Source organism: Streptomyces camponoticapitis (genome assembly GCF_014646115.1).
Classification (GTDB): Bacteria; Actinomycetota; Actinomycetes; order Streptomycetales; family Streptomycetaceae; genus Streptomyces; species Streptomyces camponoticapitis.
The window spans coordinates 91,097-115,508 of the sequence record NZ_BMMV01000019.1 but is presented as its reverse complement, the minus strand read 5'-3'; the positions used below and the strand labels follow the sequence as shown (position 1 = coordinate 115,508).

Here is a 24,412-nt window from a genome sequence, read left to right as displayed (position 1 = left end):
CCGCGCTGCTGATCCGGTACCGCCCTTGTCGTCGCCTGTCCTTCGACCGACACCGCCGTCAACGTCTTCCCGGGGTCCCGATCGACTAATGTCGCGGCCGTGACGTACCCGACCGTGACTGTCCGGTCACTTCTCGCAGTTGGCGCACTCGCCCTGTCGCTGACCGCGCTTGCTTCACTTGCCGCGTTCTGCCCGGCCTATTTCGACCGGTTCGCCGAGCCGCTTCCTGTCGTCGACCGCTTCGTGGTCACCGAGTGGCGCCCGCCCGCCACCTCTCCTCCGTTCGCCGCCATCCTGTTCGTCCCGGCCACCTGGCTGCCCGCCGTCACGCTCAACGCCGTTGTCGCCGTGGGCAACGTGCTGCTTCTCGCTTTCCTTGTCCGGCTGTCCTGGCGGTTCGCCGGGCGGCTCCCTCACGCCTCGCCATCCGTCACCCCCGTCCCCCCGCCCCTTCCCGCGGTCGCACTGGCTCCCGTCCTGCTGGGCATCCCCGTGCTCGTCGCCCTCGGGCTGTGGCTCGAACCCGTCCTGCGGACCCTCCTCTTCGGAGAGATCAGCCTCGCGCTGACCTGCCTCGTCCTCTGGGACCTGACCAGGCCCGACCACGCCCTCGGCAAGGGCTTCGCCCTCGGGATCGCGGCGGGCGTCGAGCTGACCCCGGCTCTCTTCATCGCCTATCTGCTGCTCACGGGCCGGGCCGAGTCCGTACGCGCGGGGCTCACCGCCCTCGCGTCGCTCATCGGCACGATGCTGCTCGGCGCGCTCGTACTCCCACAGGCCAGCCTCGACTTCTGGACGCTGCGGGTGTTCGAGACCGGCCGCCTGGGCGAGGGGTGGGCGGCGGACAACCAGTCGCTGCAAGGGCTGTTCGCCCGTGCCCTGCACACCACCGAGCCGGGCGTCGGCTGGGCGGCCGCCTGCGTCGTCACGACCTTCGCCGGCCTGTGGGTGGCGCGCGGAGTCGTCGTACGGGCGGGGCTCGAAACGTGGGGCGTGCTCGTCACCGCGCTGACGGCGCTGCTCGTCTCGCCCGTCAGCTGGTCCCACCACTGGGTGTGGTGCGTGCCGCTGCTGGCGGTCCTGCTCGCGGAGGGCCGTTGGCGTGCGGCGTCGGCGGTCGCGCTGGTCTTCGCCGCGCGGACGTTCCGGCTCGTCCCGCACGAGGGTGGGGCGGAGCTTCAACTGGCCTGGTGGCAGCAGCTTTTGGCGTCGCCGTACGCGGTGCTGGCGCTCGTGCTCCTCGGGTACGCGGGGTGGCGCTGCCGCCGTGCGGCCGGCCAGTGGCCGCCGCCCGCGAGTGTGCCGCGGCTCGGGGCAGGCGCGCCCCGCCGGGCCGCCGGGGCGGGCCGCCAACCCGCCGCGACTCAGCTGCCGGCCAGCAACTCGTCGGCGTCCACGATGCGGTAGGCGTACCCCTGCTCGGCGAGGAAGCGCTGGCGGTGCGCCGCGAAGTCCTGGTCGATCGTGTCGCGGGCGACCACCGAGTAGAAGCGGGCCTCGTGGCCGTCCGCCTTCGGGCGGAGCACCCGGCCCAGCCGCTGGGCCTCCTCCTGCCGGGAGCCGAACGTGCCGGACACCTGGATCGCGACCGTCGCCTCCGGCAGATCGATCGAGAAGTTCGCGACCTTCGACACGACGAGCACCGAGATCTCGCCCTGCCGGAACGCCTCGAACAGCTTCTCCCGCTGCGCGTTGCTGGTCTCGCCCTTGATCACCGGAGCGTCCAGATGCTCGCCCAGCTCGTCCAGCTGGTCGATGTACTGGCCGATGACCAGCGTCTGCTCGCCCTTGTGCTTGCGGACCAGCGCCTCCGTCACCTTGCGCTTCGTCGCCGTCGTCGCGCAGAAGCGATACTTCTCCTCCTGCTCGGCTGTCGCGTACGCCAGGCGCTCGCTGTCGGTGAGATTGACCCGTACCTCGACACAGTCGGCGGGCGCGATGTACCCCTGCGCCTCGATCTCCTTCCACGGCGCGTCGAAGCGCTTGGGCCCGATGAGCGAGAAGACGTCCGACTCGCGGCCGTCCTCCCGTACGAGCGTGGCCGTCAGCCCCAGCCGGCGCCGCGCCTGGAGATCGGCGGTGAACTTGAAGACCGGCGCGGGCAGCAGATGCACCTCGTCGTAGACGATCAGGCCCCAGTCGCGCGAGTCGAAGAGCTCCAGATGCGGATACACGCCCTTACGGCGGACCGTGAGCACCTGGTACGTGGCGATCGTGACCGGGCGGATCTCCTTGCGCGTACCGCTGTACTCGCCGATCTCCTCCTCGGTCAGCGACGTCCGCCTGATCAGCTCGTGCTTCCACTGCCGGGCGGAGACGGTGTTCGTGACGAGGATCAGCGTCGTCGCCTTGGCCTGGGCCATCGCGCCCGCGCCGACGAGCGTCTTGCCCGCGCCGCACGGCAGCACGACGACCCCGGACCCGCCGTGCCAGAAGCCCTCGACGGCCTGCTTCTGGTACGGGCGCAGGGACCACTCCCGCTCGTCCAGCTCGATGGCGTGCGCCTCGCCGTCCACGTATCCGGCCAGGTCCTCGGCCGGCCAGCCCAGCTTCAGCAGCGTCTGCTTGATCTGCCCGCGCTCCGAGGGGTGCACGACGACGGTGTCCGGATCGATCCGCGCCCCGACCAGCGGCTGGACCTTCTTCGACCGCAGGATCTCCTCAAGCACCGGACGGTCGGTGCTGGTCAGCACGAGCCCGTGGGTGGGGTGCTTGGAGAGCGTGAGCCGCCCGTACCTGGCCATGGTCTCGGCGACGTCCACGAGCAGCGCGTGCGGCACGGGATAGCGCGAGTACGCCACCAGCGCGTCGATGACCTGCTCGGCGTCGTGCCCGGCGGCACGGGCGTTCCACAGCCCGAGCGGGGTCAGCCGGTACGTATGGATGTGCTCGGGCGCGCGCTCCAGCTCGGCGAAGGGCGCGATGGCACGACGGCAGGCGTCGGCCTGGTCGTGGTCCACCTCCAGCAGCAACGTCTTGTCGCTCTGGACGATGAGAGGTCCATTCACAGCTGCGCCCTTTCGTCCTTCGTACGGCCACGACACGCGACCAAACGTCCAGTGTCGCGCATCGCCGCGGGTTTCGGCGCGGACGCGGGCGGGCCGGGGCCCGCGCCCGGCGGGCCCCGACCGCACGGACGGTGCCGGGCCTTCTCAGCCCCCGACCTTCGCCGTCAGCTCCCGCCGGGCGCGGGCCGCCGCGCCGACCGGGACCGCGTCCGCGGCCAGGGCCGCCCTGACCAGCCGGACCGGGTGGCCGCTGACCGGCGGGTCGGCGGCCAGCGACGCCAGGATGAGGGGTTCCAGCAGGGGCCAGGCGCCGCTCACCCCGCCGCCGACCACCACCGTGGTGATGTCCACGACGCCCGCCGTCATGACGATCGCCCGGGCGATCCCGGCAGCGGCGGCCCGGTACACCGCGAGGGCGTCCTGGTCACCGTGGCCGGCGGCCTCGGCGACCTCGCGGGCGGTCAGCCGGCGGCCGGTGCGCTCCGCGTAACGAGCGCCGATGGAACGGCCGGAGGCCAGGGTCTCCAGATGGCCCCGGCCGCCGCAGGAGCAGAGCAGATCGCCGAAGCCGGGGATGTGCCCGATCTCGCCGGCCGCGCCGTGCGGCCCGGTGAACAGGGCGCCGCCGGTCCACAGCGCGCCGCCGACCCCGGTGCCCAGGGTCATCCCGAGGACGTCCGACTCGCCGCGTACGGCGCCGCCGGACACCTCCCCGTGGAGGAAGGCGTTGACGTCGTTGTCCAGGAAGGCCGGGACGCCCAGCGCCTTCTCGACGGCGTCGGTCACCGGGAAGCCGGCCCAGCCGGTGAAGGAGTCGCTGGCCACCAGGATGCGGCCGGTGGCGGAGTCCACCACCCCGGCCGCGCCCACCCCGCCGCCGGCGAGGCGGCCGGGGGTGCGCTTCAGCAGCGGGGCCAGCGCGCCCATGGCCGCGCCGATCATGGCCTGGCCGCCGTCGGTCGCCGGGGTCGCCACCTCGGCGCGGTCCAGCACGGTCAAGTCCTCGGCGCAGAGCACCACTTGGGTGGTGGTGCCGCCGATGTCCACGCCGGCGAAGAGCGTACGGTCGTGGGAGCTCACGCCTGGGCCTCCGTCCGGCCGGCCGCGAGGGTGGCAAGGCGTTCGGCTCTGCGGCCGCGTTGGATCACCGGGTCGGGCACCGGCACGGCGGCCAGCAACCGGCGGGTGTAGTCGGTCTCGGGGTGCAGCAGGGTCGCGCCGGTGGCGCCCTGTTCCTCGATCCGGCCGGCCCGCATCACCACGACGCGCTGGGCGAAGTGCTGGACGACGGCGAGGTCGTGGGAGACGAAGAGGCAGGCGAAGCCCAGCTCGTCCTGGAGTTCGGAGATCACTTCGAGCACCGCCTCCTGCACGCTCACGTCGAGCGCGCTGGTGGGCTCGTCGGCGACCAGCAGCCGCGGCTCCAGGACCAGGGCGCGGGCCAGGCTGACCCGCTGGCGCTGACCGCCGGACAGCTCCCGGGGGGCACGCCGGGCGAGATCGGGCGACAGCCGGACCCGTTCGAGGACGGCGGCGACCTTGGCCTGGCGGTCCCTGGCGGTGAGCCCGCGGCCGTGCACCCTGAGCGGCTCGGCGACGCACTCGCCGACCGTCATCCGGGCATCCAGCGAGGCCACCGGGTCCTGGAGTACCACGCCGACACCGGCCCGCAGCGCCCGCCGGGCCCGGGCCCGGGTGCGCGCCAGGTCGGAGCCGAACAGCGAGGCGGTGCCGGAGTCCGGCCGGATCAGACCGAGCGCGACCCGGGAGGCGGTGGACTTGCCGGAGCCCGACTCGCCCACCAGGCCCAGGGTTTCCCCGGCGTGGACGGTGAGCGACACCTCGTCCAGGGCCCGTACGGCACCCTTGCCGCGGCCGAACACCACAGAGACGTCTCGGAGTTCGACGACCGGCTCGGTGTCCGGGCGGGCGGCGGCCGGCGACGGTACGGGCGGGCCCGCCTCGGCGACCGACAGCCGCGGTACCGCGGCCAGCAGCCGCTTGGTGTAGTCGTGGGACGGGCGGAGCAGCACGTCCTCGACCGGACCGGTCTCCACGATCTCGCCGTCGTACATCACGGCGACCCGGTCGGCGAAGTCCGCGACCACGCCCATGTTGTGGGTGACCAGCAGGACACCGGTGCCGGTCTCGACGGCGAGGCGGCGCAGCAGGTCGAGGATCTCGGCCTGCACCGTGACGTCCAGCGCGGTGGTCGGCTCGTCGGCGATCAGCAGGGTGGGGTCGTTCGCGATGGCCATGGCGATGACCACGCGCTGGCGCTGCCCGCCGGAGAGCTGGAAGGGGTAGGCGCCGGCCCGCTTCTCCGGCTCGGGGATGCCGACCTTGCGGAGGAGTCCGACGGCCTCGGCGGCGGCGTCCTTGGCGGACATCTCGCGGTGGTTGCGGATCACCTCGGCGATCTGCTTGCCGATCCGGGTCAGCGGGTCCAGCGCGGTGGCCGGCTCCTGGAACACCATGGCGACGGTCCGGCCGCGCAGCGCGGCGAGATCGGCCTCACGGGCGCCGACCATCTGATGGCCGGCGATGGTGGCACTGCCGGTGGCACGGGCGTTGCCGTCCAGCAGGCCCATCGCGGCCAGCGCGATGGTGGACTTGCCGGAACCCGACTCGCCGACCAGGGCGAGCGTCTCGCCCGGCCGTACGTGCAGGGAGATGCCCCGTACGGCCGGCACGTCGCCGGTCTCGGTGGTGAAGACGACGCCGAGGTCGTCGAGTTCGAGAATCGGCCCGGCCTGCGGGGCGGCGGAGCCCTGGGCGGCGGTCATCCGCGTCCCCTCACGTCGAATGCGTCGCGGAGTCCGTCCCCGATCGCGTTGAACGCCCACACCACCAGGATGATGGCGAGGCCCGGCGGCAGGATGAGCCACCAGTAGCCGGAGTACGCGGCGGTGAGACCGGCCGTCAGCATGCCGCCCCAGTCGGTGGCCGGCGGCTGGACGCCCAGGCCCAGGTAGGAGACGTACGCGACCAGCAGGATGGCGTCGGCGATCTGGAAGGTGGCCGCGACGATGATGGTCGAGACCGAGTTCGGCAGGATGTGCCGGATGATCGCCCGGGCGTGCGTTCCGCCAATGGCCCGCAGGGTCAGGACGTAGTCGCGGTTCTTCAGGGTGAGCGTCTCGGCCCTGATCAGCCGGGACGGCATCAGCCAGGAGACGACGCCCAGGATGACGATCAGTCCGGTCGCGCCCGGGGTGGTGATGGCGGAGACCACCAGCAGGATGAAGAGCGCCGGGATGGCGATCCCCGCGTCCACGATCCGCATCATCACCGCGTCGATCCAGCCGCCCGCGTAGCCGGCGGCGGCGCCCCACAGGGTGCCGATCACGGTCGCCAGGATGCCCGCGGCGAGGCCGACGATCAGCGACACCTTGCCGCCGTACATCAGCCGGCCAAGTTCGTCGTGGCCGACCGCGTCGGTGCCGAGCCAGTGCGATCCGCTGGGGGCGAGGTTGACCTGTTCGAGCATCGTGTGGGTCTGGTCGGTGGAGTACACCAGCGGACCGACGAAGCAGAACAGGAAGAAGAAGACCACGACGCCGAGCCCGACCACGGCGAGCCGGTTGCGCAGGAAGCGCCGGACGGCGAGCCGGGAACCGGACGCCGCGGTGGCCGCGGTGGCCTTGCCGGGCATCTCCGGCTGGATGAGGGCGCTCATGCCCGGCCTGCCTTCACTCGGGGGTCGATGAGCCGCTGGACGATGTCGGCGAGCAGCGTGCCGACCACGGTGGCGATCGCGATGACCAGCACACAGCCCAGCAGCACCGGGTAGTCGGAGGACTGCGCTGCGGTCCAGAAGAGCAGGCCCATGCCGGGGTAGTTGAAGAGCTGTTCGACCACCAGGGCGCCGCCGAACAGCACCGGCACGTAATAGCCGAGCATGGCGATCACCGGCGTCAGCGAGTTGCGGAACACATGCCGCCACAGGATGGCGCGGGAGCGGGAGCCGCCGGCCCGCGCCGTCCTGACGTAGTCCTCGGACAGGTTCTCCAGGGTGGCCGCCCGCATGTAGCGGCTGAAGACCGCGATCATCGAGGCGGCACCGGCGACGACCGGCAGCACCAGCGCCTGCGGATCGGCGAACACCTGGGCGAGCGTGTCCCCCTGCGGGGCCTGCGACGGGAACCACGGCAGCACCTGGCTGAACACCAGCACCAGGATCAGCCCGAGGAAGTACACGGGCGTGGAGTAGGCGATGAAGCTCAGCGTGGTGATGACGTAGTCGACCGGCCTGTTGCGCCGGACGGCCTGCCACATGCCCAGCGGGACGGCCAGCAGGAGGCCGACGACCGCCGAAAGGGCGGTGAGCACCAGGGTCTTGGGCAGCCGCTCGGTGATGAGCTGGGAGACCGGCTCATTGAGGGTGTACGAGGTTCCCAGGTCGCCGTGCAGCAGTTGGCCCAGGTAGTAGAGGTACTGCACGGGCAGTGGCTGGTCGAGGCCCTGCTCGTGGTTGAAGGACGCGATCTGCTGCGCTGTGGCCTGCGGGCCGAGGATCCCGCGAGCGGGACCCCCGGGCAGGGCGTGCAGCAGACAGAAGACCACGATCGTCACGATGACGATCACCGCGACGGCCTGGAGGGCCCGTCGGAACAGGTACGTGGAAGTGGTCATGTGCTTTCCGGTCGCTTCGGCTCAGTGGTGCGCGTGGTCACAGACCGGGCTCACTTGGTGGTCCACTTCCACATGGCCGGGTGGAAGTTGGCGAGCGAGTCCTGGGCGAAGCCGCCCAGGCCGTTCTTGACCACGGAGACCTGGTAGTCCGGCTCCGGCAGCCAGATGACCGGAAGGTCCTTGGCCAGGGCCGCGCTGTACTTCTGCACCGCCTCGTCGGAGGAGGAGGTGGTGGTCTCGGTGATCAGCTTGTCCACCGCGGGGTTGGAGTAGTTGCCGAAGTTGGAGCCGCCGCCGGTGGCGAACAGCGCGTCACCGCTCGGGTACGCGGGGAAGTACCAGCTGCCCGCGGTGCCGAAGAACGACAACTGCCACTTGCAGCCGCTGTCGTCGGGCTCGCACTGGCCGGACTGCGCGAGGACCGAGTTGACCGGGGCGGTCTTGATCGTGAAGCCGATGCCGCTCTTGGCGAACGACGACTGAAGGGCGCTCATCATGTTGTCGGTCACGGTCGAACCGGACTGCGAGAGCACCTGCATCTGGAACTTCGTGCCCTTGTCCACACCGGCGCCGCACTGGTTGTCACCGGTGCCCGGCGTGGTGCACACCATCGTGCCGCCCTGCTCGGTCCAGCCGTGGTCGCTCAGAAGCTGCTTCGCCTTGGAGGTGGAGAACGGGTACGGGTTCTTCTTCTGCTCCGGCGAGACGAAGGACGAGCTCTGGCCCTGCGGGATCGGACCGTAGGTGGGGACCGCGGTGCCGTTGAAGACGACCTTGGAGAGGGTGGCCTGGTCCACGGACATCTGGATCGCCTGGCGGGCGTAGAGCTGCTTGAAGACCGGGCCCATGGTGGGGTTGTTGAAGTTGTAGGGCATGTACGTGATGGCCCAGCCGGACCACGGCTTCACCGAGTAGCCCTTGGCCGCGAAGGACGACTTCTGGCTCAGGTTGGTGGCGTTGATGTAGCCGTAGTCGACCGTGCCCGCCCGGAGCGCGTTCTCCTCGGCGTCCGTGGTCGTGAACGGCAGCAGGTTCACGGTTTTGATGTTGGCCTTGCCGCCGCCGTCGTACTTGGTGTTGGCGGTCAGCACGACCTTGCCGGCCGTGGAGAACGACTTGATGGTGTACGGGCCGCTGACCGTCTTCCAGAGCGGGTCGGTCGCGTAGCCGGAGATCTTCTTGGCGGAGTCGTTCAGGTACGTCCAGACCTTCTTGGCGCCCGCGGGGGTGCGGTCGAGGTCGGAGACGGCGCCCGAGTCGCTGGTCTTGTCCCAGACGTGCTGAGGCATCACGCGGATCATGCTGAGCTGGTTGGCCAGCATCCACTGCTGGTTGTACTCCCGGTCGAACGTGAGGGTGAAGTGCGTGGGGTCGACGACCTTCAGCGAGGTCCAGTTGTCCGGCGCCTTGCCCGGGCTGTAGCTGGCCCATTCGGCCTTGTTGGCCTTGACGAGGTTGAACCAGAACTCCATGTCCCGGGAGGTGATCTGCTTGCCGTCGCTCCAGTGCCGTTCGCCGAGCGTGATGGTGACGCTCTTGCCGTCCTCGGCGAATTCGGCGGCGGTGGCCAGCGAGTTCTTCTTGTTCCAGCCGACGGCGCCGGTGGAGCCGTCATATGCGATCAGCGGCTCCCAAAGGGACTGGGATATCGAGGAGTTGTTGGTGTTGAGGTGCGCGGCGGTGCCGACCGGGAGTATCCAGTTCGGCGTGAAGTTCGCCGGCAGCGCGTAGTTGATGGTGTCCGACGAGCCGGAGCCCGACGACGACGTACCGCCGCCCGAACAGCCTGTCAGCAGAGCGCCCGCGGTGGCAGCGGCGCCCGCGACGAGGGCCCAGCGGCGGCTGTTCGCCGTGTGACCAGGGAACATGATTCTCCTCAGAGTGAAAGGGCCCGCATGCGTCCCAGAGACCGGGGCGGGTGCCGCAGGACCGGCACTGCGTTCACGACAGCTAACGCCGGACGCGCCTGAGAAACAAAGCAAGAATTAGTAACAAGTAAGTTACTGTGAATTCGAAGAAAGTCTCCGCGCCTCAATCGGCCCGTTTTTGTGGGTGCATTTGGATTGATTTGAGGTAGTTCGGGGATTGCTTGCTTTCTTCGGCGGACTCTTCCCTTGCGAGAGGGGCGGGCATACTGTCGTCGCCACACACGCCGTTGCGGAAGTTACTTCTTACATGACTGGAATAAGTGCTTGGGACGGCAAGGCCGCCAAAGGCACCTCAGCCCTCGCCGCGCGGGTCCTGGAACTCATCGCCTCGGGCCAGGCCTCGTCGCGCGCCGAACTCGCCGGACTGCTCGGCGTCTCGGCCTCCACCATCTCGCTCAGCGTGGCCCAGCTGGTGGAGCGCGGGCTGATCGCCGAGGAGGGCACCCAGTCCTCCACCGGCGGGCGCCCCCGTAAAGCGCTGAGACTGGGCAGCAACGACGAGTTCGCCGTCGCCGCCGACCTCGGCGGCCGGCACGCCAGGATCGGTGTCGTGCTGCCCGGCGGCCGTCTGACGGATGTCTCGACCGTCCCCTTCCTGATCGCCGACGGACCCGAGGCCGCCCTGCCGCGGCTCGCCGAGACCCTGGAGACGCTGGCAGGGCAGCGCGGACGCGACCAGCTGCGCGGGGTCGGACTCTCACTGCCCGGACCGGTGGACATCGTGTCGGGCTCCGCCGTCATGCCGTCCCGGATGCCGGGCTGGAACCGATTCCCCGTCACCGCCTGGCTGGAGGAACGCTTCGGCGTCCCGGCCGCCGTGGACAACGACGCCAACTGCATGGCGGTCGGCGAACACACCGTACGGCCCGCCGAGTTGCGGAAGACGATCATGGTGAAGATCGGCTCCGCGATCGGCGCCGGCATCATGGTCGACGGGCATCTCTACCGCGGTGCCACCGGCGCGGCCGGTGACATCACCCATATCCGGATCGGCGGCGGCGGTGACATCCCCTGCTCCTGCGGCAACACCGGCTGTCTGGAAACCGTGGCGTCCGGCGCCGCGCTGGTCCGCATCCTGCGTGAGCGCGGGGCCGACGTCAGCCGCCCCGAGGACGTGGTGCGGCTGGCCGTCGACGCCGACCCGGAGGCCACGCGCGCGGTCCGCAGGGCCGGCGACTACCTCGGCCAAGTGCTCGCGGCCAACGTCAATTTCTTCAACCCGCACGCCGTCTACCTCGGCGGCATCCTCTCCACCCTGGAACCGTTCGTCGCCGCCGTGCGCAGCCAGCTCTACGAGAGCTGCCACCCGCTGGTCACCGAACACCTCACCATCGAGCGGGCCAGCCTGGGCGCGGACGCCGGACTGGTCGGGGCCGGACAGTTCGCCATGCAACGCGCCCTTGCCCACGCCCTGCGCGGGGCCGGCGGCACCGAACCCGCCACCGACCGGTTCCGCGCCGCCGCGCCCCGCCACGCCTGACGCCCCACTCTCCCTACGAGCTACGAGGAGCCATGCCGCGATCCCGCACCGCCGCAGCCCGCCCGGTCATCGCCATCGCCGGACTCGGCATCGAGTCGTCCACCTTCTCTCCCGCTCGCACCCGGGCGCCCGCCTTCCATCCCTCGCGCGGCGCCGAGGTGCTGGACCGCTACCCCTTCCTGGCCCCCGGTGAGGAACTGCGCGAGGCAGCCGACTGGCACGGCGCCCTGGTCGGCAAGTCGCTGCCGGGCGGCACCGTCACCGCCGACGCCTGGGCCGAGCTGACCGACGAGCTGATCGAGCGGCTCGCCGCGCTGCCCCGGCCGGACGGCCTCTGGTACGACATCCACGGCGCCATGACCGTGGAGGGCGTCGACGACGCCGAGGCGGTGCTCCTGGAACGTATCCGCGCCACCGTGGGCCCCGACGTGATCGTCTCCACCTCGATGGACCTGCACGGCAACGTCTCCCGCGAACTCGTCCACGGCAGCGACCTGATCACCTGCTACCGGATGGCCCCGCACGAGGACCACATGGAGACCAAGGAGCGGGCCGTCCGCAACCTGGTGGACCTGCTGGTCTCCGGCGCGCCCCGCCCGGTCAAGGCCTGGGTGCCGGTGCCGGTGCTGCTGGCCGGCGAGCAGACCTCCACCCGGATCGAGCCGGCCAGGAGCGTGTACGCGGCCGTCGCCGAGACCGAGGCGGTCGACGGCGTGATCGACGCCGCGATATGGGTCGGCTACGCCTGGGCCGACGAACCGCGCAACCGCGCCGCGGTGGTGGTCACCGGCAGCGACCGGGCCGCCGTGTCCGCCGGTGCCGAACGCCTGGCCCAGGGCTTCTGGAAGGCCCGCCACGACTTCGGGTTCGTCGCCCCCACCGGCACCTTCGACGGCATCCTGGACGAGGCCCTGGCCGGTGACCGGCGCCCGTACTTCATCAGCGACACCGGCGACAACCCGACCGCCGGTGGCGCCGGCGACGTGACCTGGGGTCTGACCCGGCTGCTGGCCCGCCCGGAGTTCCGGAAGGACGACGGCCCGACCGTCGTCTACGCCTCGGTGCCGGGACCCGCCGCCGTCGAGACCGCCGTCGCCGCCGGTGTCGGCGCCACCGTCACGGTCACCGCCGGTGCCGAGGTGGACGACCGGCACGCGGGCCCGGTCACCCTGACCGGTGTGGTGCACGCCGTCCGGCACGGCGACCGTGACGCCGAGACCGAGGTCGTCGTCCGGGTCGGCAGCGTTTACGCGATCCTCACCAAGCTCCGCAAGCCGTACCACCACGAGCACGACTTCACCGATCTGGACCTCGACCCGCGCGGTGCCGACATCGTGATCGTGAAGATCGGCTACCTGGAGCCCGAGCTGTTCGACATGTCGGTCGGCTGGAAGATGGCGCTCACCCCGGGCGGCGTGGACCAGGACCTGGTACGCCTCGGCCACCACCGCATCCGCCGGCCGATGTTCCCCTTCGACCGCGAGATGACCGACCCGGACCTGTCGGCACGTCCGATCCCCGCCTCCGACCAGCCCCTGAGCGGGGACGACGAATGACCGCCCGACCCGCCCTGGAGATCGCCGTCACCTCACCCGCCGGCGCCCGCGCCGCCCGGGACGAGGGCGCCGACCGGGTCGAGCTCTGCGCCGCCCTGGAGCTGGGCGGTCTGACCCCGTCGGCGGCACTGGTGGAGGCGGTCGCCCGGGAGGGGCTGTCGGTCCAGGTGCTCGTCAGGTGCCGGCCGGGCGACTTCGTCTACGACGCGGAGGAAATCGCTCTGATGGCCGCCGAGGTGCGGTCCGTCATCGCCTCCGGCGCCGGTGGTGTGGTGATCGGCGCGCTGACCGCCGACGGCGCCCTGGACACCGCCGCGGTCGCCCGGCTCGCCGAGGCGGCCCGCGCCCCGGGCCGCCCGGTGGACATCACCCTGCACCGCGCGATCGACCAGTCCGCCGACCCGGTGGCCGCCGCCGCTCTGCTGCCCTCGCTCGGCCTCACCCGGGTTCTCACCTCGGGCGGCGCCCCCACCGCGGCCGAGGGCCGGGAGACGATCGCCGCGATGGCCTCCGCCGCGGCGCAGGTGCAGGTGATGGCCGGCGGCGGGGTTCGCCTCGCCGACATCCCGGCCCTGATCTCCGCCGGAGCCTCTGCCGTCCACCTCTCCGCCAAGACCAGGGCGCCTGCCCGGCGGGGCGGCCGCTGGGTACCGCTCGGCGCCGGGGGTGCGTCGGCCGAGCGGGACACCCACTTCGTCACCGATCCCGGCGTGGTGGCCGAGGCGCGGCGGGCGGTGGACGGAGCGGCCCCGTTCCCACCCGCCCGGCCGAACTGAGCTGCCGCAAGCGGAAGAAGATCGGGGACTCCACCAGATCGGCCGGACCGGGCGTAGGTGGCCGGGTCGGGGGCAAGTGCGGGCTATGGCCGCTGAAATGGAACGGACCGGTGGGCGGGGAGCCGCTCGTACGGTCGATGGAACGGTACCTCCGACTTCGAGCTGGCGTACGTCATGGGGCGGCGCCGTGCTGCGGGTGGTCATCCTCGCCGTCGCGCTCATGCTGCTCGTCGGATTCGCCGCTGTACTCGCGGAGTTGACGCTCACCCCGTCGCCCGCCTCGGCGGAGATCGCCGGGGCCAATCTGCGGCCGGGGCACTCCCTGCGGCAGTACGCCGAGGACTACACGTTCCTCGCCGCGTGCAAGCAGGTCGGCGGCAACGTACTGATGGGCGCGCCGTTCGGACTGTTGCTGCCGGTGCTGGTGCCCCGCAGGTTCAGGATGCTGCGCGTGATGGTGCTGACCATCGTCATGATGACCGTGGTGGAGCTGGCTCAGGGCGCCATCGTCGAGGGCCGGGCCTTCGACGTGGACGACGTGATCATGAACACGAGCGGCGCGTTCCTCGCGTACCTGCTGTTGGGGCGGCGCTTCAGTCACCGCTTCCACACCCTGGGGTTCCGTTCCCTGGAGGCGCAGGCCGAGCGCGAGCGGCGGCAGGAGGCGGAACGGGCGGCGGAGAAGAAGGCGCGGCGCGCGGGTGTGGCCACCCCGGCCACGGGGCGCGTGCCGTGGACCGAGCGCGTGCGGGGTGCGGTGAAGCGCGAGCCCGTGGCGGCGGAGAGCGGAAGGACGACGGGCAGGACGGCGGGCGGCACGACGGCCGGCGGCACGAAGACGGCCGCCAGGAAGGCGCCCGCGAAGAAGGCCGTGGCCAAGAAGACCGCCGCGAAGAAGAAGACCGCCGCGCCCAGGACCGACCCCAAGCCCGATCCCAGGACCGCCCCCCAGGCCGGGGCCGACAAGCCCGCGTCCCTGGGCGAGCGCGTCGGGCGGCGCTTCCGGAAGTAGCCGACGGACACCCCCCCGGCAGCCGTCAAGCCGGGTCGTCCGCCAGTTCCGCGACTCCCGTGATGCGGTGCAGCGGGTACGTGCGGACCTCGTCCGCCGTGTGGTCGTACGCCGTCACGAAGCCGCCCTCGACCCGTACCGGCGCGATCACGCGCTGGCTCGCCGCGCCCTCCGCGTTGACGTAGCCGATCCACAGCGCCGAGCCCGTCAGGGCGGCGGCCTGGACCGTCGCCAGCGTCTCGGCCGGGGTCGTGCGCGGCAGGTCGCCGGCCGGGGCGGCCGTCGCCGGTTCGGGGAGTGTCCTGCGTACGGCCGTCGCCGCCTGGTCACCGGCCCGGATCGCCCGTACCGCCGCGCCGAGCAGGGTCGGCGCGGGCACCGGCGGCCCGTCGGGGACGGGCGCCGGGGGCGTACGGGGCGGGGTGCGGTGCGCGTGGGCGCGGGTGATCAGTACGTCGCCCTCGGCGGACTCGGCCGCCGGCGCGAGGCCCATCGTGCGCAGCCCGTCCAGCAGCGTCGTGGGGTCGGCCTGGGCCGCGAGGACGGTGGGCGCGAGGCGGCGCAGCCGCAGGCCCTGGGAGCGCCGGTCGGCCAGGATCTCGTCCAGGACGGCCTCGTCGTCGCAGCGCACGTACGCCGACGCGGCGCCGATCCGCAGATGCCCGTGCCGCCGCGCCATGTCGTCGATGAGATAGCTGAGCGGCTGCGGCACCGGCGTACGGCTGTGGGCGGCCAGGAACGCGTGCAGGTCGGACGCGGACCGTCCGGCGTCCAGCGCGCGCCGTACGGACGCGGGTGTGAAGCGGTAGACGGTCGCACCGCCCCGCGACTCGACGTCGGCGAGCACGGACAGCGTCTCGGCGAGCGGACGCAGCAGCGGACCGGGCGCGACGGCCGTGAGGTCGGCCTGGAGGAGCACGTGGTCGAGCGGTTCGGGCAGATGCGGTGCCAGAGCGCGGGCGGCGTGCAGGCCGGCGGCCGACAACTCCCCGGGGGTGGCGCCGGTACGGGAGGCGGGCTTCGGGAACGACCCCATCGCCCCGCCGTCCGGTGCGATCAGCGCGCGTCCGTGCGAGGACAGCGCGCCGCGCCCGGTCACGCCGAGCATCTCCGCCTCGTTCAGCGTCCACGCGGCGATGCGCGCCCGGAGGTCCTCGGGCCGCCCCGCCACCGCACCGCGCAGCGGGCGCTCCCAGCGCAGCCGGGCGAGCACGCTCTCAGGGTCGGGCGCGGTGCCCTCCGGGAGGCTCGCGAGCAGGTCGAGCACATGGCGCCGGACCTCCGGCGCGGCGCCCCGGTCCAGGTCCGGGCCCAGCGCGGCGAGGGTACGGCCCTTGCTGTCCTGGCCGCCGACGAGGCCCGCCGTGCGGGTGGCGCCGAGCCAGGCGGTGGCCAGCCGCGCCCAGCGTTCGGCCGGGGGCATCTCGGGCCACCGGTCGTAGGCGGGCGTCGGCGCGTACCGCTCGTCCGCCTCGCCGTCGGCCGCCAACAGCCCTGCCGCGTAGGCCAGTTCGACCCAGAACGCGGCCACGGGCTCGGTGACGTCCAGAGCCGCGGCGGTGCGTTTGAGGTCGCGTACGGAGAGGCCGCCGGCGCGCAGGACGTTCGGACCGCCCTCGTTCCACTCCTTGGCCAGCTCCTCGACCGTCGCGAGCGCGGTGAACGCCTGCGCGGCCGCCGCGCTGTCCACAACCTGTGGACGGCTGACGGCCGACGGGCTCGCCGTCGATGTCGAGGGGTGCGGCAGGATCTCCGGCGGCTCCGGCTCGACGTGCCGGTGCGCGCGCCCACCGCGCAGATGCAGCGCGGCCTCGCGCGGCAGGACGACGGTCCGCGTGGAGGTCGGGAGCAGCAGCCCGTGGTCGCGCAGCCACTGCACGGGAGGCGCGGGCTTCGAGGTGATCTCGCCGTACGGAGGCCCCCACACCAGCCGGTCGAGGACGCTCAGCGCTTCGGGCGGGGCGGTGTCGAGCAGCGCCGCCATACGCGTGCGGTCGGTGAAGAGCGCGGCCAGCGCGGTGACCGCCGAGACCGGGTCGTGCGTGGAGGGCAGCCCGGCGGTGGCGATGATCTCCTGGATCCGGCCCGGCGACATCCCCGCCGTGGCCTCGGCGACGGTCGGGCCGAGGCCGGTGGGGGAGGGGTGGCCGGGGGACGGCGCCAGGATCTCGCGGGCGGTGCGGACCAGCCGCAGCCGGTCGTCCGCGCCCCAGATCAGCGCCTGCTCGCGCAGCGCGGCGACGGCGTGCGGCAGGGCCGCCTCGACGCGCGGGTCACCCTCGTCGCCGGTCATGAGCGCGCGGACCGCCTCGTACGGGGCGGGGTCGGTCGAGGCCGCCAGCGCCTCGGCGGTCTGGAGCGTGAAGCGGTCGAGCCGCTCCAGCGCCCGCATGACGGAGGCGCGGGTGCCGGCGCGGGTGGCGAGCTGGCTGAGGTCGTTGGGTACGGGGCTCAGCAGGTCGGGACGCGCGCGCAGGAGGGCGGCCAGCGCGTCGTCGTCGCGGGTGCGCAGGGCCTCCGCGAGCGTACGCGGGGGCGTTCCGCCGGATCGTTCGGACACGTGCGCCTCCAGGGGCGGCTAGCTGGTTCCCATCCGCCCCACGTTAGCCCCTGAGGGGCGCCGGGCCGGAGTGTCGGCGGTGCGGCGGGGTGTGGGACGGGTGGTGGGGCGGGCCTTGCGTGCCGGTGCGGCGGCTGCGCTTTGTTGACAGGTGCCGGGGCGGTTGCCTGTAATGGAGGCGGTGCCGCGTGGCACCGGCCGAAGAGCAGTGGGCGGGCCGGTGACCGGGCGAGCACCCTTCTTTCAAGGGATCCGCCATGAGTACGTACTCCGCGACCCGTATCTGATCATCAGATCCGAGGCAGCGAGCGGGCGCCGGCACTCGCCGCGCCGCACGCCGCGCGTCATCCCTCACGCTTTCTCATCCTCCGCAGCCGCTTCCGGCGTGCGCGGCACCCTCGTGCGTGCCGTGGCCCGTGGCCGAGGGCTGCCCTCATCTTCCGGAGACCCAGAAACGTATGCCCACGTCGTTCAATGATTCCGTCACCGAGGAATTCCGTGCCAACGGGGGGAAGGTCGGCGGCCCCTTCGAGGGCGCGGACCTGCTCCTGCTGACCACCACCGGCGCGAAGTCGGGCGCCCGCAGGACCACCCCCCTCGGGTATGTCCGCCACGGCGACTCGCTCCTGGTCGTCGCGTCCAACCTCGGCGCACCCGCGCACCCCGACTGGTACGGCAATCTGCTCGCCCACCCGGCGGTGCGGGTGGAGATCGGCACCCGCGAGTTCGAGGCGCTCGCGGTCCCGGCCGAGGGGGCCAGGCGCGACGAGCTGTTCGCGCACGTCGTACGGGAGGCTCCCGGGTACGGCGACTACCAGGCCGCGACCGACCGGACCCTGCCGGTCGTGGTGCTGGAACCGGCGGTGCCGGCGGCCGGGGAGGCGGGGGAGGCGCCTCGCGAGGTCAGGACCCTCGCGGACAAGATCCTGGAGGTGCACGACCATCTGCGCGCCCAGCTGAGGCTGGTGACGGCGGACGTCGACGCGCACTTCGCGGCGCTCGCCGCGCACCAGGGTCCCGGCGAGCCGCCGGCGCCGGGTCTCGGGCTCCAGATCAGGCAGCGCTGTCTGGCGTTCTGCCAGGCCCTGGAGTTCCACCACACCAGCGAGGACGGGCACCTGTTTCCCGGGATCGCGCGGTACCACCCGTACGTGACGGACGTCTTCGACCGGCTGAGCGCGGAGCACCGTACGGTCGCGCGGATCCAGGACGGTCTGGTGGCGCTGCTGGCGGACCTCGGGTCGGCCGAACCGCCCCTGTTCCGGGCCGAGTTGGCGAAGATGACAACGGAGCTGAACGCGCACCTGGACTACGAGGAGGAGGTGATCCTGCCTCTCGTGGCGGAGGTGCCGTGGCCGCCCGCCGGGCCCTGACCGCCCTTGTCGTACTGGACGTACGGGTACGGGCGCGACACCATCGGCCGCAGGTACGCGTGCATGTGCGGAGGGCAGTGTGGGGATCGAGAGCGATCAGCTCGTCTACGACTATCTGAGCCGGGTCGGAGACGTGGCCCAGCAACGGCAGTTGCCCTCCGGTGAACGGATGAGACTGGTCTCCGAGCTGCGCGGCGAGATCGAGAAGCAGCGCGGCAGGTTCGGCGGCGACAGCCCCGCCGCCGTCCGCCGGATCCTGGGGCGGCTCGGTACGCCGGACCAGGTGGTCGGCGCGGCGGCGGGGGAGCCGGCCTTCGGCCCCCCGCCGCCGGCGCCCGAGGCGCGTCCCGAGCCGCCGTCGCTGCCGAAGCAGCGCGGCGGGCTCGGGCGGGGGCTCGGGCTCGGTGGCGCCCGGAAGGAGCGGGGGGAGGGGCCGTCGCTGCCGAAGCAGACGCGGCGGTCCGCACCCGAGATCCCCGTCGAACCGGCCGCGTCCCCGCCCCACTTGGCACCCACGCACGAACTCGGCACGTCCGGCAGCGAACCGGACTGGTGGCGCGTCGACCCGGGCCCGATGGGGGCGCCCGGTGTCTCCGGGTTCGTCGGCGGCGTCGAGATCCCCGAGATCCTGAAGCCACCGCCGACGCCGGAGGAACTGGCTGAGAAGGCGAAGGAGAAGGCGGAGGCGGAGGCGGTCGCCGAGGAGGTGGAGGTGGCGGAGCCGCCCGAACGCCGCGGCCTGCTGCCGCGGCTCCGGCGCCGCGCAGGGAAGCCGCCCCCAGCCGGGACCGGCGCCGGATTCCGGCTCACCAACCCTTTCCTGCTGCTGGCCGCCGCGCTGCTCGTCGCCGGAGCGGTCGTCCCCTCCTGGCTGGTGCTCGCGCTCGGCTGGGCCCTGGCGTACACCTCCCGCCGGCTGTCCCCCGTCGAGGCGAAACTGGCGGTCTTCGGCCTGCCGATCGCCTCGGCGGTCGCGGGCGGGGTCTGGATCTGGGGCCGTACGACCGAACGCTGGGGCGACCCCGTCCCGGAGGGCGCGACGGGAGCTGCGATCTCGTCCACCTGGCCCACGGTGCTCCAAGCGGCCGCGATCAGCTCGGCCCTCTTCCTGGTGTGGCGCTCCCGCCGGGTCTGACGACCGTGGGCGCGGTGTGCGCCGATGCGGTACGGGGGCGAGCGCCCCGGCGGGCCCGCTCGCCGTTGGTCGCCGAGGGGCGTCGGCCGAGGCGTGCCTCGGGGGGGGCTTGCCGGGTGAGTGGGGCCGGTGGGCGTCGCGCGCCGACGTGTCATCGGCCGCTGCCGACCGACGGTCCCGTCTGCTTGCCGCCCCGGCGGGCGCCCCCCCGGACTGCGAGGGTCGGCCCGACTCCGGCGGCGCCCCACAGGGTCTACGCCGCGTCCGCGCCGTTCGTCGGGTGGTACGGGGCGCCCGGGACCACCAGGGGGGAGCCAGTCACCGGGTCCGGGACCACCACCGAGTGGAGGCCGAAGACCTGGCGGACCAGGTCCGCCGTCACCACCTCGGACGGGGGGCCCTCCGCGACGATGCGGCCCTCCTTCATGGCCACCAGGTGGTCCGCGTAACGGGCCGCCTGGTTGAGGTCGTGGAGCACGATCACCACCGTGCGGCCCTGGTCGTGGTTGAGGCGGCGGACCAGGTCCAGGACCTCCACCTGGTGGGCGATGTCCAGGAACGTCGTCGGTTCGTCCAGCAGCAGCAGGTCCGTCTCCTGTGCCAGCGCCATCGCGATCCATACGCGCTGCCGCTGGCCGCCCGACAGTTCGTCGACCGGCCTCTCGGCCAGGTCCGTCACATCCGTACGTGCCATCGCGTCCGTGACGGCCCGCTCGTCCTCCTCCGACCACTGCTGCCACCAGCGCTGGTGCGGCTGGCGCCCGCGCGAGACCAGGTCGGCGACCGTGATCGCCTCCGGTGCGGACGGCGACTGCGGCAGCAGGCCGATCGACTGGGCGATCTTCCGGGTCGGGATGCTCGCCAGCTCCGCGCCGTCGAGCAGCACCGAGCCGCTCTTCGGCTTCAGCAGCCGCCCGAGCGCGCGCAGCGTGGTCGACTTGCCGCAGGCGTTGGGGCCGACGATCACGGTCACCCGCCCGTCGGGGACGGCCAGTTCGAGCTCGTGGACGACCGTGCGGTCGTCGTAGGCGAGCGTCAGCTCGTGCGCCGAGAGCCTGCTCGTACCGCCACTGCCGCTCATGCTCATGCTCATTTCCCCGCTCCCGCGGTACGGCTGCTGATGATCAGCCAGATCAGATACGGCGCGCCGACCGCCGCCGTGAGCACCCCCACGGGCAGCTCGGTGGGCGCGAACAGCTTGCGCGCCAAGAGGTCGGCGAGTACGACGATCACCGCGCCGAGCAGCGCGGAGCAGAGCAGCGGGATCTGCGCCGTACGCGTCATCCGCCGTGCGATCTGCGGTGCGAGCAGCGCGACGAAGTCCACCGGCCCGGCGGTGCCGGTCGCCACGGAGGCCAGCACCACGCCGAGCAGGACGAGTCCGAGCCGTACGTGCCCGAGGCGTACGCCGAGCGCGGTCGCCGTGGAGTCGTCCAGCGAGACCGTGCGCTGGGCGTACGCCGCCCACGCCACCGCCGGCAGCAGGATCAGCAGCACCCAGCCGAGCGGCGCCGCCTCGTCCCAGCCTCGGCCGTTGAGCGAACCGGTCATCCACACCTGGGCCTGCTGGGCGACCAGATAGTCGCCCTTCGTCATGAACAGCGTGGTGAGCGAACGCAGCGCGATCGCGATGCCGATGCCGATGAGGACGAAGCGGGTGGCGTGCAGCCCGCCGCGCCAGGCGAAGACGTACACGAGCACGGCGGCCAGCATCCCGCCCGTGACCGAGAGATACGGCAGGACCGTGAACGACGTGACGCCGTACGTCATCGCGAAGACCGTCAGCACGCTCGCGCCCTGCGTGACACCGATGATGTCCGGGCTGGCGAGCGGGTTGCGGGCGACGGTCTGGATCAGCGCGCCGGAGACGCCGAAGGCCGCGCCGACGAGGAGACCGACGACCATGCGCGGCAGCCGGAGCGTGCCGACCACCAGTTCGTCCGGCGACGGCTGGCCGAGGATCACCTTCAGGACCTCGGCGGGGGCGACGAAGCTCTCGCCGACGCTGAGGTAGGCGACACAGCTGAGGCAGAGCAGGAGCACCAGGACGACGGCGACGACCGCCGCGCGCCGGTGCAGGAGGAACGACACACGCCGGGCGCCGAACCGGGTGCGCACGAGGGAGTATCCGGCGGGCCGCACTCCCGCGCGCGCCCCGACGGTCTTCCGCTCCACAGTCGTCGTACTCACGCCGCCACTCACGCCGGTACCGCCTTCCTGCGTACGAGAGCGACCAGGAACGGCACACCCAGCAGCGCCGTCATCACGCCCGCGGGCACCTCGCCCGGCGGGAACAGGATCCGGCCGACCACGTCCGCGACGAGCAGCATCACCGGCCCGACGAGCGCGGCCATCGGCATCAGCCAGCGGTGGTCGTTGCCGACGATCGCGCGCGCGATGTGCGGGACGGCGAGACCGATGAACGCGATCGGGCCGGCCGCGGCGACACCGACCCCGACCAGCACGGTCGCGCCGACACCGCCCACGAGGCGTACGGCGCCGACGTTCTGGCCGAGGCCCTTCGCGACGTCCTCGCCGAGGGCGAGCGCGTCGAGCCCGCGTGCGACGGACACCACCAGGACCGTGCCGACGACGAGGAACGGCCAGACCTGGCCGACCAGTTCGGCGTCCCGGCCCGCGACCGAGCCCACCTGCCAGAAGCGGAACTCGTCCAGGGCCGCGGCCCGTGTCGTCAGGATGCCCATCGTGACCGAGACCAGGAGCGCGTTGATCGCAGCGCCGCCGAGGGCGAGTTTGACCGGAGTCGCCCCGCCTCTGCCCCGCGTGGCGATCGCGTACACGGCCACCGAGGCGATGGCGGCGCCCGCGAAGGCGAACCACACGTAACCGGTCAGCGTGTGCACCCCGGCGAACGCGATGGCCATCACGACACCGACCGCCGCGCCCTGGCTGATCCCGAGGATGCCGGGGTCGGCGATGGGGTTACGGGTGATGCCCTGGAGGACCGTACCGGCCAGGGCGAGCGCGGCGCCGACCATCAGGCCGATGACGGTACGCGGCACCCGCAACTGCCGTACGACCTCGGCGTCGTCGCTGTGACCCCCGTTGAGCAGGGCGTCGAACACGGCGCTCGGCGCGACGGGACGCGCCCCGACGGCGAGGCTGAGCAGGATCGCGAGCAGCAGGGCCGCGACCGCGACGGCTGTCCAGCCGATGCGGCGGGCGACCAGAACGCGTCTGGTGCGGTGGGTCGTCGGGGCGGCGGCTGGCATCGGGACCAATCGGGTACGGGGCGCTGATCTGGCTGATCCTGCTGAAATCCGGGAGGGCATCGCGGCGAAGCTTGGTAAGGCTTGGCTAAGTCTATGCACCGGATCAAGCCACCGATCGGCCGAGGGGTCCATGCACAATGCTTGTATGACTTCGACTCCGGCCTCGTTCCCCGCCCCGCCTCCGTTGACGGTCGGCTTCGATCTCGACATGACACTCATCGACTCCCGGCCGGGCATCCGAGCCGCCTACCTGGCACTTTCCGCCGAGACCGGTGTCCCGATCGACGCCGACCTGGCCGTGACCAGGCTCGGTCCGCCGCTGGACGAGGAGTTGGCGCACTGGTTCCCCGCCGAGCGCATCGCGGAGATGGGTGACCGGTACAGGGAGATCTATCCCACACACGCGATCGAGCCGACGCCGCTGATGCTCGGCGCCCGCGAGGCCGTCACCGCTGTTCAGGCGCTCGGCGGGCGGGCGATCGTGGTGACGGCGAAGCACGAGCCGAACGCGAAGCTGCATCTCGCGCATCTCGGCGTGGAGCCGGACAGGGTGATCGGCTGGCTGTGGGCGGAGGCGAAGGGCGAGGCGCTGCGCGAGCACGGCGCGAGCGTGTACGTCGGTGACCACACCGGCGATGTACGGGGCGCCCGCACGGCGGGGGCGCTCTCGGTCGCGGTGCCGACGGGCCCCTGCGACGAGGAGGAACTGCGGGCGGCCGGCGCGGACGTGGTGCTGCCGGACCTGCTGGCGTTCCCGGGGTGGCTGCGGTCCTACGTGGCCGGCGGCGTGGCGGCCGGAGAACCCGCCACCGATTCCGCCGCGGGACCCGCGGTCGAGGCGGACCTGGCCTGACGGCGCTGCGCGGCGATCGACCGGAGCAGCCCGGCGCCCGCGATCACGAAGCCGACGCCCATCAGCATGCAGAGCCCGTACGCGACGGTGGGAAACGGGTCCGTCCCGAGGAACAGTGGGGCCACGGTGACCAGAGTGGCGACCGCCCCGGCGATGAAAACGATCGCGCCGATCCGCACGAGCCGGTCACCGGGACCGGCCGGCTGGGCCGACGGCTCCGGCACGGGCCGAGCCGTGGGCTGAGCTGTGGATTCAGCCGTCGGTTCAGCCGCGGGTGATGAAGGAGTAGCAGTCACTCCACCAGGGTAGTTCCCTGCGGACAGGAACCAACCGGCGACGTCTTGTCACCAGCCCCTGGACCATTAGCCTTGGGGGCGGCGGGTCGTCCGACCCGCTGTAGTGCTATCCAGAGCCGTTTTTGTGCGCGCCAGCGCCCCCAACACATATGAGGACGAGGACAGACGTGCCTACCGGCCAGGTCAAGTGGTTCAACCGTGAGAAGGGCTTCGGCTTTCTCTCCCGTGACGACGGCGGCGACGTCTTCGTCCACTCATCGGTCCTCCCTGCCGGAGTCGACGCACTGAAGCCGGGCCAGCGCGTCGAGTTCGGCGTTGTCGCGGGCCAGCGCGGTGATCAGGCCCTCTCGGTCACCGTTCTCGACCCGGCCCCCTCGGTGGCGGCGGCCCAGCGCCGCAAGCCCGACGAACTGGCCTCGATCGTCCAGGACCTGACGACGCTTCTGGAGAGCATCACCCCCACCCTGGAGCGGGGCCGCTATCCGGACAAGGCCCAGGGAGCGAACATCGCGGGCCTGCTGCGCGCCGTCGCGGACCAACTCGACGTCTGAGAAGAGGTCCGCGCGC

General features: G+C 72.3%; 20 protein-coding genes. 9 read left to right on the top strand and 11 right to left on the bottom strand.

The window, feature by feature from the left end:
* Positions 1–99: 99 nt before the first annotated feature.
* Positions 100–1,407, top strand: a complete 1,308-nt coding sequence (locus IEY79_RS25995; protein ID WP_229701122.1) for a glycosyltransferase 87 family protein — start codon at positions 100–102, stop codon at positions 1,405–1,407.
* Here IEY79_RS25995 and IEY79_RS25990 read toward each other — a convergent pair.
* From IEY79_RS25990 to IEY79_RS25965, 6 genes are all read right to left on the bottom strand, one after another.
* Positions 1,365–3,008, bottom strand: a complete 1,644-nt coding sequence (locus tag IEY79_RS25990; protein WP_189110030.1) for a DNA repair helicase XPB — start codon at positions 3,006–3,008, stop codon at positions 1,365–1,367. The genes IEY79_RS25995 and IEY79_RS25990 overlap by 43 nt on opposite strands.
* A gap of 144 nt (positions 3,009–3,152) precedes the next feature.
* Complete coding sequence (locus IEY79_RS25985; protein ID WP_189110029.1) at positions 3,153–4,088, bottom strand: ROK family protein; 936 nt, start codon at positions 4,086–4,088, stop codon at positions 3,153–3,155.
* Positions 4,085–5,794, bottom strand: coding sequence for a dipeptide ABC transporter ATP-binding protein (locus tag IEY79_RS25980; protein ID WP_189110028.1), 1,710 nt, complete (start codon positions 5,792–5,794; stop codon positions 4,085–4,087). The genes IEY79_RS25985 and IEY79_RS25980 overlap by 4 nt, the downstream gene beginning before the upstream one ends.
* On the bottom strand, positions 5,791–6,687 hold the full coding sequence (locus IEY79_RS25975) for an ABC transporter permease (RefSeq protein ID WP_189110027.1): 897 nt from the start codon (positions 6,685–6,687) through the stop codon (positions 5,791–5,793). Before IEY79_RS25975 ends, IEY79_RS25980 begins: the two co-directional genes overlap by 4 nt.
* The gene (locus tag IEY79_RS25970; RefSeq protein WP_189110026.1) at positions 6,684–7,643 is read right to left on the bottom strand and encodes an ABC transporter permease; all 960 of its coding nucleotides are present in this window, start codon (positions 7,641–7,643) and stop codon (positions 6,684–6,686) included. Before IEY79_RS25970 ends, IEY79_RS25975 begins: the two co-directional genes overlap by 4 nt.
* 50 nt (positions 7,644–7,693) lie before the next feature.
* Positions 7,694–9,511, bottom strand: coding sequence for a peptide ABC transporter substrate-binding protein (locus IEY79_RS25965; protein WP_189110025.1), 1,818 nt, complete (start codon positions 9,509–9,511; stop codon positions 7,694–7,696).
* Positions 9,512–9,818: 307 nt separating this feature from the next.
* Here IEY79_RS25965 and IEY79_RS25960 point away from each other — a divergent pair, with 307 nt between their 5' ends.
* The 4 genes from IEY79_RS25960 to IEY79_RS38225 all read left to right on the top strand — a co-directional run bounded on the left by IEY79_RS25960 (position 9,819) and on the right by IEY79_RS38225 (position 14,395).
* Complete coding sequence (locus tag IEY79_RS25960; RefSeq protein WP_189110024.1) at positions 9,819–11,051, top strand: ROK family transcriptional regulator; 1,233 nt, start codon at positions 9,819–9,821, stop codon at positions 11,049–11,051.
* A 32-nt stretch (positions 11,052–11,083) separates the two neighbouring features.
* Positions 11,084–12,607: a M81 family metallopeptidase gene (locus tag IEY79_RS25955; RefSeq protein WP_189110023.1), complete on the top strand. Its 1,524-nt coding sequence runs from the start codon at positions 11,084–11,086 to the stop codon at positions 12,605–12,607.
* Positions 12,604–13,383: a copper homeostasis protein CutC gene (locus IEY79_RS25950; RefSeq protein WP_189110022.1), complete on the top strand. Its 780-nt coding sequence runs from the start codon at positions 12,604–12,606 to the stop codon at positions 13,381–13,383. Before IEY79_RS25955 ends, IEY79_RS25950 begins: the two co-directional genes overlap by 4 nt.
* Before the next feature lie 187 nt (positions 13,384–13,570).
* On the top strand, positions 13,571–14,395 hold the full coding sequence (locus IEY79_RS38225) for a VanZ family protein (RefSeq protein WP_308426693.1): 825 nt from the start codon (positions 13,571–13,573) through the stop codon (positions 14,393–14,395).
* A gap of 25 nt (positions 14,396–14,420) precedes the next feature.
* Here IEY79_RS38225 and IEY79_RS25940 read toward each other — a convergent pair whose 3' ends face one another.
* On the bottom strand, positions 14,421–16,955 hold the full coding sequence (locus IEY79_RS25940; RefSeq protein WP_189110020.1) for a helicase C-terminal domain-containing protein: 2,535 nt from the start codon (positions 16,953–16,955) through the stop codon (positions 14,421–14,423).
* Between the two features lie 458 nt (positions 16,956–17,413).
* Here IEY79_RS25940 and IEY79_RS25935 point away from each other — a divergent pair, with 458 nt between their 5' ends.
* Positions 17,414–18,328 carry a nitroreductase/quinone reductase family protein gene (locus IEY79_RS25935; RefSeq protein ID WP_189110019.1) on the top strand — a complete coding sequence of 305 codons (915 nt, stop codon included), beginning with the start codon at positions 17,414–17,416 and terminating at the stop codon, positions 18,326–18,328.
* 79 nt (positions 18,329–18,407) lie between these two features.
* Complete coding sequence (locus IEY79_RS25930) at positions 18,408–19,463, top strand: hypothetical protein (protein WP_189110018.1); 1,056 nt, start codon at positions 18,408–18,410, stop codon at positions 19,461–19,463.
* Between the two features lie 253 nt (positions 19,464–19,716).
* Here the strand turns inward: IEY79_RS25930 and IEY79_RS25925 are convergent, their stop codons facing one another.
* The 3 genes from IEY79_RS25925 to IEY79_RS25915 are packed head-to-tail and all read right to left on the bottom strand — an operon-like array spanning position 19,717 to position 22,696.
* Positions 19,717–20,556 (bottom strand): ABC transporter ATP-binding protein, encoded by an 840-nt coding sequence (locus tag IEY79_RS25925; RefSeq protein WP_189110017.1) that lies wholly within the window; start codon positions 20,554–20,556, stop codon positions 19,717–19,719.
* The gene (locus IEY79_RS25920; RefSeq protein ID WP_373292628.1) at positions 20,553–21,665 is read right to left on the bottom strand and encodes a FecCD family ABC transporter permease; all 1,113 of its coding nucleotides are present in this window, start codon (positions 21,663–21,665) and stop codon (positions 20,553–20,555) included. The genes IEY79_RS25925 and IEY79_RS25920 overlap by 4 nt, the downstream gene beginning before the upstream one ends.
* Entirely contained in the window at positions 21,662–22,696 is a 1,035-nt protein-coding gene (locus tag IEY79_RS25915) for a FecCD family ABC transporter permease (RefSeq protein WP_189110016.1), read from the bottom strand. Before IEY79_RS25915 ends, IEY79_RS25920 begins: the two co-directional genes overlap by 4 nt.
* Before the next feature lie 145 nt (positions 22,697–22,841).
* Between IEY79_RS25915 and IEY79_RS25910 the strand changes: the two genes are divergently transcribed.
* Positions 22,842–23,549, top strand: a complete 708-nt coding sequence (locus IEY79_RS25910) for an HAD family hydrolase (RefSeq protein ID WP_189110015.1) — start codon at positions 22,842–22,844, stop codon at positions 23,547–23,549.
* Here the strand turns inward: IEY79_RS25910 and IEY79_RS25905 are convergent.
* Positions 23,468–23,773: a hypothetical protein gene (locus IEY79_RS25905; RefSeq protein WP_189110014.1), complete on the bottom strand. Its 306-nt coding sequence runs from the start codon at positions 23,771–23,773 to the stop codon at positions 23,468–23,470. The genes IEY79_RS25910 and IEY79_RS25905 overlap by 82 nt on opposite strands.
* Positions 23,774–24,012: 239 nt before the next feature.
* On the opposite strand from IEY79_RS25905, the gene IEY79_RS38220 reads away from it, so the two are divergent.
* Entirely contained in the window at positions 24,013–24,396 is a 384-nt protein-coding gene (locus tag IEY79_RS38220) for a cold-shock protein (protein ID WP_023540819.1), read from the top strand.
* The last annotated feature ends 16 nt before the right edge of the window (positions 24,397–24,412 follow it).